The sequence below is a fragment of the Ramlibacter sp. genome, from assembly GCF_050250995.1.
Lineage (GTDB): Bacteria > Pseudomonadota > Gammaproteobacteria > Burkholderiales > Burkholderiaceae_C > Ramlibacter.
This window is the reverse complement of record NZ_JBFWNP010000002.1, coordinates 327,118-340,406: the sequence shown is the minus strand read 5'-3', so window position 1 is coordinate 340,406 and position 13,289 is coordinate 327,118. Positions and strand designations below refer to the sequence as shown.

At 70.4% G+C, this 13,289-nt stretch carries 7 protein-coding genes; 4 read left to right on the top strand and 3 right to left on the bottom strand.

Translation table 11 applies throughout. From position 1 onward, the window contains the following. Positions 1–14: 14 nt before the first annotated feature. Together plsY and AB7E83_RS03435 are read left to right on the top strand one after the other, a co-directional pair. A complete protein-coding gene (gene plsY, locus AB7E83_RS03440) occupies positions 15–653 on the top strand; it encodes a glycerol-3-phosphate 1-O-acyltransferase PlsY (protein ID WP_428565477.1) in 639 nt (212 codons plus the stop codon). Positions 654–695: 42 nt separating this feature from the next. Continuing rightward, the gene (locus AB7E83_RS03435) at positions 696–2,315 is read left to right on the top strand and encodes a 4-hydroxyphenylacetate 3-hydroxylase family protein (protein WP_428565418.1); all 1,620 of its coding nucleotides are present in this window, start codon (positions 696–698) and stop codon (positions 2,313–2,315) included. Here the strand turns inward: AB7E83_RS03435 and AB7E83_RS03430 are convergent. From AB7E83_RS03430 to AB7E83_RS03420, 3 genes are read right to left on the bottom strand one after another with little or no spacing between them, the layout of a single operon-like run. Then, the gene (locus AB7E83_RS03430; protein ID WP_428565474.1) at positions 2,294–3,892 is read right to left on the bottom strand and encodes an MFS transporter; all 1,599 of its coding nucleotides are present in this window, start codon (positions 3,890–3,892) and stop codon (positions 2,294–2,296) included. The genes AB7E83_RS03435 and AB7E83_RS03430 overlap by 22 nt on opposite strands. 10 nt (positions 3,893–3,902) lie before the next feature. Then, positions 3,903–4,565 (bottom strand): retropepsin-like aspartic protease family protein, encoded by a 663-nt coding sequence (locus AB7E83_RS03425; protein WP_428565416.1) that lies wholly within the window; start codon positions 4,563–4,565, stop codon positions 3,903–3,905. Continuing rightward, positions 4,565–5,050 carry a YajQ family cyclic di-GMP-binding protein gene (locus AB7E83_RS03420; protein WP_428565415.1) on the bottom strand — a complete coding sequence of 162 codons (486 nt, stop codon included), beginning with the start codon at positions 5,048–5,050 and terminating at the stop codon, positions 4,565–4,567. Before AB7E83_RS03420 ends, AB7E83_RS03425 begins: the two co-directional genes overlap by 1 nt. A 43-nt stretch (positions 5,051–5,093) precedes the next feature. Between AB7E83_RS03420 and murB the strand changes: the two genes are divergently transcribed. Both murB and AB7E83_RS03410 read left to right on the top strand, forming a co-directional pair. Beyond that, positions 5,094–6,137, top strand: coding sequence for a UDP-N-acetylmuramate dehydrogenase (gene murB, locus AB7E83_RS03415; protein WP_428565413.1), 1,044 nt, complete (start codon positions 5,094–5,096; stop codon positions 6,135–6,137). 244 nt (positions 6,138–6,381) lie between these two features. Next, positions 6,382–13,254 carry a filamentous hemagglutinin N-terminal domain-containing protein gene (locus AB7E83_RS03410; protein ID WP_428565411.1) on the top strand — a complete coding sequence of 2,291 codons (6,873 nt, stop codon included), beginning with the start codon at positions 6,382–6,384 and terminating at the stop codon, positions 13,252–13,254. Positions 13,255–13,289 lie beyond the last annotated feature (35 nt).

Here is a 13,289-nt window from a genome sequence, read left to right as displayed (position 1 = left end):
GCAGAATCGGCGCGGTGCAGATCGCCTACCCCACGCTCGCCGTCCTCGCCGCCTACCTCGCGGGCTCGCTCGCCTTCGCGGTGATCGTCAGCAAGGCGATGGGCCTCGCCGACCCGCGCACCTTCGGCAGCGGCAACCCCGGCGCGACCAACGTGCTGCGCTCCGGCAGCAAGCCCGCGGCCATCGTCACGCTGCTGCTCGACGCGCTCAAGGGCTTCGTTCCCGTGCTGCTCGTCAAGCTGTACGGAGCGCGCTTCGGCCTCGGCGACACCACGCTCGCGATGGTTGCGCTCGCCGCGTTCCTCGGCCACCTCTATCCCGTCTTCTTCCGCTTCAAGGGCGGCAAGGGCGTGGCCACCTTCATCGGCGTCGTGTTCGGCATCGACTGGTTGCTGGGCGTGGCGACCGGCCTCACGTGGTTGATCATCGCGTTCTTCTTCCGCTACTCGTCGCTCGCCTCGCTCGTCGCCGCGATCTTCGCGCCGGCCTACTACCTGCTGGGCGACCGCGTGGCCTGGTATGCCGAGGGCGCGGTGGCGGGCGCGCTGTTCGCCATGGCGCTGCTGCTGGGCTGGCGGCATCGCGAGAACATCAAGCGCCTGCTCGAGGGCACCGAGTCGCGCATCGGCGCGAAGGCGAAACCGAAAGCGTAGGCGTAGGCGTAGACTCCCGCGGCACAAGCAGGAGATCCACGAATGAACGCTCCCCGGGGCGCGGACGCCACCCTCATGAGTGGCGAGCAGTACCGCGAATCGCTGCGCCGCTACAAGCCGCGCGTGTTCGTCGACGGCAGGCAGGTCGAATCGGTCGCGGACGATGCCGCGTTCCAGCCCGGCATCAACGCCATCGCGCTCACCTACGACTACGCGCTGAAGGAACAGTACGCGCCGCTCATGACGGCCGTGCAGCACACGAGCGGCAGGCGGGTCAACCGCATGACGCACATCGACACCTCGTCGGGCGACCTGCTGAACAAGCTCGAAGCGGTGCGGCTCGTGTGCCAGGAGACGGGCTGCGCGCAGCGCTACCTCGTGCATGACGCGCTCAATGCGCTCGCGCAGGCGACGGCGCGCATCGACGATGCCAGGGGCACGCGCGACCACACGGCGAAGTTCCTCGACTACCTGCACCGCGTGCAGGACCAGGACCTGACGCTGGGCATCGCCATGACCGATGCCAAGGGCGACCGCAGCCTGCGGCCGCACCTGCAGGGCAACGCCGATGCTTATGTGCATGTCGTCGAGCGCAACGCGAAGGGCATCGTGATCTCGGGCACGAAGGCGATCGTCACCGGCGCGCCCTACATGCACGAGCTGCTCGTGATGCCGTGCCGGAACATGGGCAGGGAGGATGCCGACTTCGCGGTGTGCTGCGCGGTGCCCATCGACGCGCAGGGCCTGACGATCGTGTCGCGCCCCGCCGGCCGGCCCGGCGACAAGCTGGAACATGGCGACGCGCTGTTCTCGCGCAAGTACGGCCAGAGCACGGCCGTGTGCCTGTTCGATCGCGTGTTCGTCCCGTGGGAGAGCGTGTTCTACGCGGGCGAGTGGGAACACAGCGGCCACCTCACCTACAGCTACGCGACGCATCACCGGCAGACCTGCATCGCCGCGCGGGCGGGCTTCGGCGACCTGCTGATCGGCGCGGGCGCGCTGATGTGCGAGGCGAACGGCTTCGACCCGGGCAGCGAGACGCACCTGCGCGAGCAGATGGTGGAGCTCATCAAGATCACCGAAGGCTTCTTCGCCTGCGGCGTGGCGGCGAGCGTCTACGGCAAGGAGGACGAGCACAGCAAGACCTTCATGCCCGACCCGGTGTTCTCCAACATCGGCAAGCTGCTCCTCGCCACGCAGATCTACGACATGCACCGCATCGCGCACTACGTGAGCGGCGGGCTGATCGTGGCGCTGCCGGGACCCGACGAGGACCACAACCCCGAGACCGGCGCGAAGCTCTCCGAGGTGCTGCGCGCGAATCCGCACGTGCCGTACGAGCAGCGCATCCAGACCGCGCGCTTCATCGAGGACCTGACCGCGGGCTACCAGGGCGGCTGGTACAGCCTCATCAGCCTGCACGGCGGCGGCTCGCCCGCGGCGATGAAGCAGGAGATCTGGCGCAACTATCCGGTGGGCAACAAGGTGGAACTGGTCGAGCGCCTGCTGGAACGCGGCGTCGCCCACGATCCCGCGCGCAAGATCACGCAGAACCGCCAGCCGGGCAAGTGCTGCGACATGGGCTGCAGCGCGCCGGGGCAGCCGGTGATGGTGGATCTGCCGGCCGGGGGAGCAGTCCCTCAGTCGCGTTCCACGAGGTAGCGCGTCACCAGCGGCGGCGCGTCGCCGATGTGGAAAGAGAGCTTCGCGTCGCGCAGGTTCACGTCCGCCGCCGTCACGCGGTCGAAGCGGCGCAGGTGCTCGGTCCACGACACGTCGGTGATCTGCTCGATGAAGCGGCCCGGCTCGTACAGGTCGTGCAGCAGCTGCCACTCGATCACGCCGTGCCGCAGCCGGCTGCGGCGGCTTTCTTCCATCAGCGCGAGGAATTCGGCGGTGCGCGCGGGATCGATCAGGTATTCGATCTGCACCTGGACGCGGCCCGCGCCCGGTGGCGCCCGCACCTCGGGCGCCTTCATCGCGCGCGAGAGCGTGATGTCGTCGTCGGTCACGCGGTCGATGGCGACGCGCTGCGCCAGCGCCATGAGCGCGATGCCGGTGACCGCCGAAATCGCGACGCTGTACTGGAGCGTGAGCGCCGAGGCCACGTTGCCCCAGATCGCCGCGCCCGCGGCCGTCGCGCCCATCAGCCCCATCTGGAAGATCGACATGCCGCGCGCGCGCACCCAGTCCGGCAGCGCCATCTGGGCCGCGACGGTGAGCGAGTTCGCCACCGTGATCCAGGCCGCGCCCGCGAACATCATGGACGGCACCGCCACCCAGATGTTGGGCGCATAGGCGACGCCCACGGCGGCGAGCGAATGGATGGCCGTGCCCCACAGCACGCGCGCCTGCAGCGGCGCCCACTGCCGGATGCGCGGCATGAGCAGCGCGGCGACGATCGCGCCCCCGCCCATGGAAGCCAGCAGCACCGTGAACGTTCCCGCCTCGCCGCCGGGCAGCCGACGCGCGAGCAGCGGCAGCAGCGCCATCAGGCCGGTCGAGTTCAAAAAGAAGAGCGACAGCCGCAGCAGGATCGCCTTCATGCGGCCGGACTGCCACACGAACTGCAGGCCCACGCGCATCGCGCTGGTCAGCCGCTCGCGTCCGAGCGGGCTCTCGCGGTGCGTGCGGCGCCAGCGCAGGATGACGATGCCCGCCACGATGGACAGCACCGCGTTGAGCACGAAGACCCAGGCGCTGCCTGCGCTCGCGATGATCGCGCCGGCCACGAGCGGGCCGATGATGCGCGAGCCGTTCATGGCGACGCCGTTGAGCGCCAGCGCCTGCGGCAGCTGCGGGCGCGGCACGACCTCGGGGATGATCGCCGCGAAGACCGGCCAGCGCATCGCCAGGCCGATGCCGTTGGCGAAGGTGAGCGCGAGCAGCAGCGGCGCGGTCATCTCGTCGAGCAGGATCACCACGCACAGGATCGTGGCGACCGTCGCCACCCAGAACTGCGTGATCATGAAATAGCGCTTGCGGTCGAGGATGTCCGCGAACGCGCCGCTCGGCAGGCCGAGCAGGAACACGGGCAGCGTCGCGGCCGACTGCACCAGCGCCACCCACACGGGCGAGGGCGCGATGGACGTCATGAGCCACGCGGCGGCCACGTCGTTCATCCACATCGTGGTGTTGGCCGCGAGCCAGGTGAACCACAGCATGCGGAACACCGGCCCCTTGAGCGGGCCGAAGGCCGAGGGCTTCTCCGGCGGCGGCCGGTCGGAGGGGGCGTCGATCACGCGGGCTTCAGAAGCGGCGCTCCAGCACCATCTGGTCGCTGTCGCGGCGCATCTGGAACCGGTTGAGATAGCTGTTGCCCAGCAGCACGAACGGCATGGCCGAGGGAGTGACGACGGCTTCGACGTCGTGGATTTCCACGTCGGCGATCCGCACGGAGTTCAGGCGGATCACCCAGCCGGGCGCGACGCCGTTGGCGGTGTTCATCGCGACCTGCCGGCCGGCGCGGTAGTTGAGGCCCATGCGCTCGGCATCGCTCGCCGACAATGCGACGACGCTCGCGCCGGTGTCGACCATGAACTTGGCCGCGCGGCCGTTGATCTGGCCCTGCGCGAGGAAGTGGCCGCCGCTGTCGACCGGCAGCACGATGCGCCTGCCACCGCCGCCACCGCCGCCACCGCCGCCGGCCGCGGCAGTCCCGACGCTCACCGGCGTGTCGCCCACGCGCAGCGACACCTGCTTGCCGGCGATGTCGACGACGGCGGTGTCGCCGGACGTCGAGACGAGCCGCACGCCCTTGTGCGTTTCCCCCGGCGCGACCGCCTTGGGCGCCGCGCCGTCGACGATGAGCAGCGCTCGGCTGCCCATCGTGCCCTGCAGGGTGACCGTCTGCGCGAAGGCGGACGCGCCCGCCAGCGCAAGGGCAAGGGCGAGCGCAGGCAGCGACTTCATCAGTCCCTGAAATTGTTGAACGACAAGGGCAGGTCGGCCATCTCCTTGCGCACCGCCGCCATTGCCGCCTGCAGGTCGTCGCGCTTCGCCCCCGTGACGCGCACCGCATCGCCCTGGATCGCGGCCTGCACCTTCAGCTTGCTGTCCTTGATGAGCTTCTGGATCTTCTTGGCGTGTTCGCTCTCGATGCCGTTGCGCACCTTCACGACCTGCTTGACCTTGTCGCCGCCGATCTTCTGCACGTCGCCCTTGTCCAGGAAGCGGACGTCGACGCTGCGCTTGGCCATCTTGGCCAGCAGCAGGTCCATCACCTGCTGCAGCTGGAACTCGGCGTCGCCGAACAGGGTGATTTCCTTGTCCTTGATCTCGACGCCCGCGGACGTGCCCTTGAAGTCGAAGCGCGTGCCGATCTCCTTGGCCGCGTTTTCCACCGCATTCTTCACTTCCACCATGTTGGGCTCGCACACCGTATCGAAAGATGGCATTTGGCTGACTCCTCGGCTCCCTTCGTTGGGCCACAATTCTCCCATGATCGTCGAGCAGAACGTCTCGCTGGCCCCGCACAACACCTTCGGCATCGTGGCGAAGGCGCGCACCCTCGTGCGCGTCCGCGGCGAGGAGGACGTGCAGGGCCTCCTCGCCCAGCCCGAACTCGCGGCCGAGCCCAAATTCATCCTGGGCGGCGGCAGCAACATCGTGCTGACCGGCGACGTGAACCGGGCCGTGGTGCTCAAGGTGGAGATCATGGGCAGGCGCGTCGTGTCGGAGGACGCGCGCCACGTCGTCGTGGAAGCCGGCGCGGGCGAGAGCTGGCACGGTTTCGTCGGCTGGACGGTCGACAACGGACTGCCCGGACTCGAGAACCTCGCGCTGATCCCCGGCACCGTGGGCGCGTCGCCCGTGCAGAACATCGGCGCGTATGGGGTGGAACTGCAGGACGTCTTCGATTCGCTCGACGCCGTGGACCTGCAGACCGGCCGCGTGTTCACCCTGGACGCGGAGCAGTGCGCCTTCGGCTACCGCGACTCGGTCTTCAAGCACACGGCGGCGCGCGAAGGCGATTTCGGCCTGGCCGGCCGCGCGCTGATCCTGCGGGTGCGCATGCGCTTGCGCAAGCCCTGGAAGCCGGTGCTCGGTTATCTCGACCTTCAGCGCCGCATGGCCGAGGAGGGGGTGAAGCAGCCCGACGCGCGGCAGATCTACGACTGGGTCTGCGCGATCCGCGGCGCCAAGCTGCCCGACCCGCGCGTGATCGGCAACGCGGGCAGCTTCTTCAAGAACCCCACGGTGACGCCCGAGCAGTGCCAGGACATCATCGCGCGCGACCCCGGCATCGTGCATTACCCCATGCCCGACGGCACGGTGAAGCTCGCGGCCGGATGGCTCATCGATGCCTGCGGCTGGAAAGGCAAGTCGGTCGGCAAGGCGGGGGTGTACGAGAAGCAGGCGCTGGTGCTCGTCAATCGCGGCGGGGCGACCGGCGGCGAGGTCGTCACGCTGGCGCGCGCGATCCAGACGAGCGTGTACGAGCGCTTCGGCATCCGCCTGGAGCCGGAGCCGGTCGTCGTCTAGGCGGCCGGACTTCCGGGAGCGTGGCTCGCGCGAGACACTTTCGCGCACAACGACGCACGCTTGCCCCCCGAGGCCGCGAACGGTCGCACCGCCTCGCGGAATTCCGTGACATCCAACCTCGCGAATGTCGCGTGGCCGATGCAGAATTCCGCGGATCACACATGTCGTAACGTGAGGCAGGGTCCGGACATGGGCCATGCGTGCCATGTTCGTCCCCGATCGCGTGACCGCAAAGATGTACATGATGAGTCGTTCGTTCGCATCCGCCCCCGCCTGCCCGCCGGCCGTGCTCGCCATGGCACTGTGCGCGGCATTCGGTGCGCACACCGGCGCCCGCGCGCAGCCGTCCGGTGCGCAGGTGCTTGCGGGCCAGGCGTCCATCGTCCAGCAGGGCACGCAACTGCGCGTGACCACGCAGAACGCCGCCGGCGCGAATCACTCGGCCATCAACTGGCAAAGCTTCTCGATTCCCGCGGGCCACGGCGCCTGGTTCCAGCAGCCGGATGCGGGCAGCACGGTCATCAACCGCGTCGTCGCGCCGAATCCGTCGCAGATCCTGGGCACGCTCGGCTCCAACGGCAGGCTCGTGCTGGTGAATCCCTCGGGGATCGCGGTGGGCGCGGGCGCGTCGATCGACACCGCCGGCTTCACCGCGTCGACCCTGCGCATGAGCGAAGCGGATGCGCGCGCGGGCCGCCTGCGCTTCGAGGGCGATGCATCCTCGGGCGCGCTGAACGTGCAGGGCACGGTGGTCGGCCGCGGCGGGGACGTCGTGCTGATCGCGCCGGACATCGAGGTCGGCGCGCAGGCCGTCGTGCAGTCGCAAGGCGGCGCGGCGATCCTCGCGGCGGGGCGGAAGGTCGAGATCACGGGCCGCGGACTCGAAGGCATCCGCATGCAGGTGCAGGCGCCGGAGGACCGGGCGGTGAACCTCGGCACGCTCAAGGGGGACGCCGTGGGCATCTTCGCCGGCACGCTGCGCCACAGCGGCATCGTGCGGACGGAGGCGGCGACGCTCGAAGGCGGCCGCGTCGTCATCCGCGCGCAGAAGGACCTGCGCATCGCGGCCGGCGCGCAGGTACTGGCCGAGGGCGCTCCGGGGCATGCGGGCGGGCACATCACCGTCGAGGCGGGCGAGCGCGCGGAGGTCGCGGGTATCGTGAGCGCGCAGTCGCTGCCCGCGCTGCCTTCGGTGCCGGCCGTGGAGCCTCCCGCGGCTGCCGCGAACGCGCAGGGCGGCCGCGTCGAGATCCTCGGCCGCACCGTCTCGCTCGACAAGGGCGCGTCGGTCGACGTGTCGGGCGACACGGGCGGCGGCACCATCCTCGTCGGCGGCGATTTCCAGGGGGGAAATGCCGCGGTGCGAAACGCCGCCGAGACGCGCGTCGCGCCCGGCGTGGTGCTCGGCGCCGATGCACGTGCCTATGGCGACGGCGGGCGCGTCATCGTGTGGGCCGACGAAGCGACGCACTTCGACGGCCACCTGAGCGCACGCGGCGGCGAGCAGGGCGGCAACGGCGGCTTCGGCGAGACCTCCGGCAAGCAGGTGCTGTACTTCCGCGGCACGGCGGACCTCGATGCGCGGCGCGGCCGGCGCGGCATGCTGCTGCTGGATCCGAACACGATCCTGGTGGGCACGACGGCGGACATGGACGCCTCGTCGACCACGCCGACGGACGATTTCACCGGCCCCGGCGACCTCGACAGCGCGAGCGGCGACCAGGCCGGCAAGACCAGCCGCATCACCTACACCGCGCTGAACAACGTGCTGGCGACCGCCGACGTGACGCTCGCCGCGAGCTCCGCCATCAGTCTCACCAGTTCCGGCGGTGGCGTGAACTACGGGGGCACCGGCGCGCGCGGCTTGACGCTGGACGCACCGACGGTGCGGATCGACAACAGCGTGTCCGCCAGCCCGTCCAGCGGCGGCCTCGTGCTGAACGTGCCGCAAGGCAGCCTCGTCTTCGGTTCGGCAACGCTCACCAACCTTTCGTTCGGCACGTCGGTGGCGACGACGGGCAACGCGACCGTGCGTGCCGGCCTGAAGCTCGCGAGCGGCTCGACCTTCTCCGTCGCCGGCACGGTCCAGTTCAGCGGCGGCCCGCAGACGCTGCTGCCCGCGAGCGGCACGGCCACGGTGCTCCTGGCCGGCGGCACGCTCAACGCGGCCAACAGCACCGACAACCTCACGCTCGCGCCCGGCGTCACGGTGCGCGGCTACGGCGCCATTTCGTCGAACGGCGGAGGCGTCGTCAACGCAGGCCTGATCGATGCGACCGGCAGCGCCGGCCAGCAGATCACGATCAACCCGACGAACTTCACCAATTCGGGCATCGCACGCACGACCTCCGGCAACATCGTTTTCCAGGGCAGCACGCTCTCGAACGGCGGCTCGCTGGTGGTGAACGGCGGCGCGCTGAGCATCGCCACGGGCACGAGCTTCGGCAACACGGGCGCCATCGTCCAGACCGCGGGCACGCTCAACCTGGGCAACCTCACCCTGTCCGACGTCGCGGGCAGGGTCGCGCGCACGGGGGGCGCGCTCAACCTCCTGGGCACGCTCGATCTCGGCGGCGGCACGCTCGACGTCGGCGGCTCGGGCGCGTTCGGAACGGGCGGCATGGGCACGCTCGGCTCGGGCGGCGCGCTGCGCAACGGCACGCTCACGAGCGGCGACGGCGCCTCGCTCGTTTCCCAGAGCGGCAGGTTCGACGGCATCACCGTCGCCGGCAGCCTCGCCCTGAACAACGGGCAGTCGTACGTTTCCAACGGCCTGAGGCTCGCGAGCGGCGCCGTGCTGAACAAGGGCAACCACACCCTCTACATCGAGGGCAACCAGAGCATCGCGCCGGTGAGCGGCTCCGCGACCGTGCTGTCGACCGGCGGCACGGTGTACGTGAACTACGGCGCGACGAACCAGACGCTGACGCTCGGCAGCGGCCTGCTGTGGCAGGGCAACACGGCCTTCCACCAGTGGCATGCGAGCGGCGCGCTGGTGAACAACGGCACGATGCAGACGCCGGCCAGCGGCGGCTCGCTGGGCCTGTACCCGGCGATCGTCGTCAACAACGGCACGCTCCTGGCGGCGGCCGGCGGCTCCCTCGACACCAGCGGCACGGGCACGAGCTTCACCAACAACGGCCTGCTGCAGGTGAGCGCGGGCACGGCCACCCTCCAGTCCCCGCTGACCAACTCGGCCGGCGCCACGCTCGTCAACGCCGGCGGCACGCTGAACCTGCAGAACTTCCTCGGCAACGCGGGTTCCCTCGCGGTTGGCGGCGGCACGACGAACCTCGGAGGCAGCCTCACGCCAGCGGTCCTGGCGAGTGGCTACACGCGCACGGGCGGCTTCGTCAATCTGACCGGCACGCTCGATCTCGCGGGCGGCTCGCTCGACATCGGCTCGGCAGGCCTCTTCGGCACGGGCGGGCTCGGGACGCTGGGCTCGAGCGGCGCGATCAAGTCGGGCACCGTCGCGAGCGGCGACGGCACGTCCCTCGTCACGAGCGGCGGCACGCTCGACGGCGTGACCGTGGGCGGCAGCCTCGCGCTCAACAGCGGCCACGTCTACGTGAAGAATGGCCTGACCCTCGCGCCGGGCGCCATCCTGAACAAGAACGCGAGCACGCTGTACCTGCAGGGCTCGCAGTCGATCGCGCCGGCCGCGGGCACCGCCACCGTGGTCTCGAGCGGCGGCTCGCTCTATGCCTACGACTACGGCAACGTGCTGACGCTGGGCGCGGGTCTCACGGTGCAGGGCGCGGTCACGCTCACCTCGCACACCTCGGGCGCGAACGTCGGCGCGGTGGTGAACAACGGCACGATCCACGCGAACGTGGCCGGCCAGGGGATCACCGTCAACGGCAGCGGCAACTTCACGAACAACGGCGTCGTGCGCGTCGGGCCGGGCAACATGCAGGTCTATCCGGCCTTCGCGAATTCGTCGACCGGCACGCTTGCGGTCAGTGGCGGGCAGATCGACCTGTTCGGCGGCATCGGCAACGCCGGCAGTTTCGCCATCGTCGGCGGCACCGTGAACTTCGGCGGCACGCTCTCGGCGGGCGGCTTCGGCTCGGGATTCGCGCGCACCGGGGGCACGGTCAATTTCAGCAACGCGACGCTCGACCTGGCCGGCGGCTCGCTCGACATCGGCTCGGGCGGCATCTTCGGCACGGGCGGCCTCAACGCCTTCAACGGCGGCACGATCAAGAGCGGCACGCTCGTGAGCAGCGACGGCCACACGCTCGCGGGAGCCGGCGGCACGCTCGACGGGATGACTCTCGCGGGCAATCTCGCGCTGAACAACGGCCACACCTACATCCGCAACAGCCTGAAGCTCGCGAACGGCTCGGTGCTGACGAAGAACGCGCACACGCTGTATTTCCAGGGCTCGCAGTCCCTCGCGCCCGTCTCCGGCACGGCCACCGTGCTGTCGGCCGGCGGCTCGCTCTACGCCTACAACTACGGCGACGTGCTCACGCTCGGCAGCGGCCTGCTGGTGCGGGGCTACACCTCGATCACGTCGTGGACCAGCGGCGCGAACGTCGGCGCGGTGGTCAACAACGGCACCATCGATTCGGCCTCGGCCGGCAACTGGATCTACTTCAACGGCAACGGCAACTTCACGAACAACGGCATCGTCCTCGTCTCCACGGGCAACATGCAGTTGTCGCCCACCTTCAACAATGCGGCGGGCGGCACGCTCGCGGTGAACGGGGGCACGCTCGATCTCACGCAGGGGATCTCCAACGCGGGCACCTTCTCCATCACCGCCGGGACAACGAACCTCGGCAACCTGGTCTCGACGTCGACCTTCGGCGCCGGCTTCAGCCGCACCGGCGGCCTCGTCAACCTCACCGGCACGCTCGACCTCGCGGGCGGCTCGCTCGACATCGGCTCGGCCGGGCTCTTCGGCACGGGCGGTCTGAGCGCGCTGAATTCCGGCGTCATCCGAAACGGCACCGTCACCAGCACCGACGCCAGCCCGACGCTGACCTCGAGTTCAGGCGTGCTCGACGCGGTCACGCTCGGCTCGAATTTCGCGTTCAACGCGTTCGGCACGACCTACGTGCGCAACTCGCTCAAGCTCGCCAACGGGGTCACGGTGAACAAGGGCTCGCACTCGCTCGTGCTGCAGGGCACGCAGTCCATCGCGCCGGTGTCGGGCAGCGCGACGATCCTCACCGCGGGCGGCAGCATCCAGGCGTACAACTACGGCGAGGTCGTCACGCTCGACACGGGCCTGCACGTCAAGGGCCACACCTCGCTCTATTCGTACACCACCGGCTCCCTGCTGGGCGAAGTGGTGAACCGCGGCACGGTGGAGTCGAGCAATGCCGGGCAGACGACCTACATCAGCGGCACGTTCACCAACCGCGGCCTGCTGAAACTGAGCGGCGGCAATCTGTACGCGTACAGCCCGCTCGTCAACGCCGCGCCCTCGTCGCCGGCCGGCACGCTCGTGATCGCGGGCGGCACGCTCGATGCGACGCAGGGGCTCGCCAACGGCGGCATCATCGAATTCACGGGCGGCACGCTCAACCTCGGCGGCAACGTGAGCCCCACGCTGTTCGGCACGGGCTATACGCGCACGGGCGGCATCTTCAATCTCTCCGGCACGCTGAACATGGCCGGCGGCACGCTGGACATCGGCAGCGCCGGTCCGTTCGGTACCGGCGGCCTCAACGGCCTGACCGGCACGATCCGCAACGCCGCCATCGTCGCGCCCACCGGCCAGACGCTCACCAGCAACAGCGGCACGCTCGACACCGTGTCGATCGGCGGCCACCTCGCGCTCGCCGGCGGCTACCTCTCGGTCGTGAACGGCCTGCCGCTCGCCAACGGCGCGACGCTGGACATCGGCTCGAACTACCTGCTGATGTCGGGGACGCAGAGCATCACCACGACGGGCACCGCCACGCTGGCTTCCAACGGCGGCTACATCTACTTCAATCCCACCGGGACGCAGCAGTCGCTCACCCTCGGCGCGGGCGTCACGTGGCGCGGCTCGGGCGGGTTCTACGACTACTACTACTCCACGCCGTCCCAGCGCGGCGCCGTGGTGAACCTCGGCGCCGTCGAGCCGGGCGGGGCCGGGAGCGCGGGAACGCTCTACGTGTACGGCAACTTCGATACGTCGAACGGCACGCTGAAGCTCGAGCAGCGCAACACCTCGCAGTACGACAAGGTCTGGGCCTGGGGCCGCATCGTGCTGGGCGGCGGCACGGTGATCCAGACGGCCGCGATCCCCGGCGCGACCTATGCGGCGGGCGATGCATTCAACGCGATGGAGAGCGCGACCGGCGACATCCAGGGCGGCGCGCCGACCGTGACCGGCTTCAACAGTTCGGTGACGTCTGCGCCCTCGCCGGTGTTCGTGCGCCTCGTCGCCCAGTCCGCGGCGCCGCCGACCGCGAGTCCGGCGCCGACCTCGACGCCCGCGCCCACCTCGACGCCCACGCCGACCACGACGCCCGCGCCGACGACCACCCCCGCGCCGACGGCCACGCCGACGCCGACGGCGACCCCCGCGCCCACCGCCACGCCGACGCCGACCGCCACCCCCGCGCCGACGGCCACGCCCGCGCCGACGCCCGGGCCGACGCCTTTGCCGACGCCTGTGCCGACCTCGGCGCCCACGCCGGCACCGACTGCCGCGCCCACGCCCGCGCCGACCTCCGCACCCACGCCGGCACCCACTTCCGCACCCACCCCCGCGCCGACCGCGGCGCCCACGCCAGCGCCGACCGCCGCTCCGACGCCCGCGCCGACGGCCGCCCCCACGCCTGTACCGACCGCCGCGCCCACGCCCGCGCCGACGTCGGCCCCGACGCCAGCGCCGACCTCTGCGCCCACGCCCGCGCCCACGGCCGCGCCCACGGCCGCTCCGGCGCCCGTCGCGAGCATCGTCGCCGAGCGCCTGCGCGAGATCGTGCCGGACGTCGCGCCCGCCGTCGTCGAACAGATCGTCACCGAGCAGCAGAACACGCTCACGACCTTCGTCAGCCTTCTCGTGAAGGAGGAGAAGGCGCAGGCGGAGGCTAAGGAGGAGAAGAAGGACAAGGAGCTCGCGAAGGAGGCGATCCGGTCCGAGGTGGGCGAGCAGTGCAAACCCTGAGTTAGCACGATAGTGCTGGTGCGCCCGCGGGGGGG